Genomic DNA, 1,011 nt, shown 5'->3' on the forward strand with positions numbered 1-1,011 from the left:
CAGGTATTATGATCCGGATATAGGTAGGTTTACGCAGCCGGATTCGATAGGCTTAGCCGGTGGTTTAAATCTGTATCAGTATGCGCCTGATGGGTTGACTTGGGTCGATCCGTGGGGATGGAGTTTTATAGATGCAGTTAAGCATGCAATTACAACAACAGGCAAAAAATTCCAAGGCGCAGAAATATTCAAATTTACCAGTAAAGTAAAAATTAATGGAGTTACTTTTAGGAAAAATGATTATTTCTATCTAGACAATCTTCACAAAGATCATTATGAGACATTTTCATCTTTAAATAAATCCAAGGGTGTATTCAATTTAGATGGTACACTTAATGAAAAAAATCCACAGCAGCAAAGCAAAAAGAAAGGGATCGGGTTGTTGAAATGAACTTATACATACAAAATGATTTAAAAAATAAAATTTTGCAGAATAGAGATGATTCAATAAAAGATACTTTTTGCTATTTATTCTTTGAAGAAGGTTTTTTTCATGCCAATCTAATTGAGATTATAATAAAAAATGTAGAAGAATATATAATTAAAAATGATATTGACATCAAAAACCTTTTAATTTGGATTTGTCAATGTGTAGACCAGTGTTTCATTTCTCACCATGATAAAGATGACTATTATTGTATAAAAAACTATTCCTCTAAAATCGAAAGTAAATGGATTAATGGCTGGAAACCAAGAATACAATTATTAGTTGAAAAATTATAAAATAAAAAATGAAATATCATAAAGTTAACTACTAATTTAGCAGTTTACATTGTTACTACCACACCGATCTGAATAGCTGTCCGGAAGATCTGACCAATGAAAACGGTGACATACTGTGGAAATGCAGCTACCAGCTATGGGGTAAACACATTCATGAAATCGAACACCAACCCATAGAACAAAACCTCAGGTAGCAGGGACAGTATTTAGACAGGGAAACTGGTTTACATTACAATACGTTCAGGTATTATGATCCGGATATAGGTAGGTTTACGCAGCCGGATTCGA

At 32.9% G+C, this 1,011-nt stretch carries 2 protein-coding genes and 1 pseudogene; all 3 read left to right on the top strand.

Annotated features, from left to right (window positions below):
* A partial coding sequence (locus tag GQ589_RS11760; protein WP_160426433.1) for an RHS repeat-associated core domain-containing protein occupies nt 1–391 on the top strand: 391 nt, incomplete at its 5' end.
* Nucleotides 388–723, top strand: coding sequence for a hypothetical protein (locus tag GQ589_RS11765; RefSeq protein ID WP_202115103.1), 336 nt, complete (start codon nt 388–390; stop codon nt 721–723). The genes GQ589_RS11760 and GQ589_RS11765, both read left to right, overlap by 4 nt.
* 53 nt (nt 724–776) lie before the next feature.
* Nucleotides 777–1,011 (top strand): annotated as a pseudogene (locus tag GQ589_RS12620) (RHS repeat domain-containing protein); the annotation flags it as partial.

The sequence above is a fragment of the Gilliamella sp. Pas-s27 genome (assembly GCF_009795865.1).
In the GTDB taxonomy this organism is placed as follows: Bacteria; Pseudomonadota; Gammaproteobacteria; order Enterobacterales; family Orbaceae; genus Gilliamella.

What these genes read in the sequence shown, in the direction of transcription:
- GQ589_RS11765 (WP_202115103.1), top strand. Translation starts at nt 388, where the DNA reads ATGAACTTATACATACAAAATGATTTAAAAAATAAAATTTTGCAGAAT.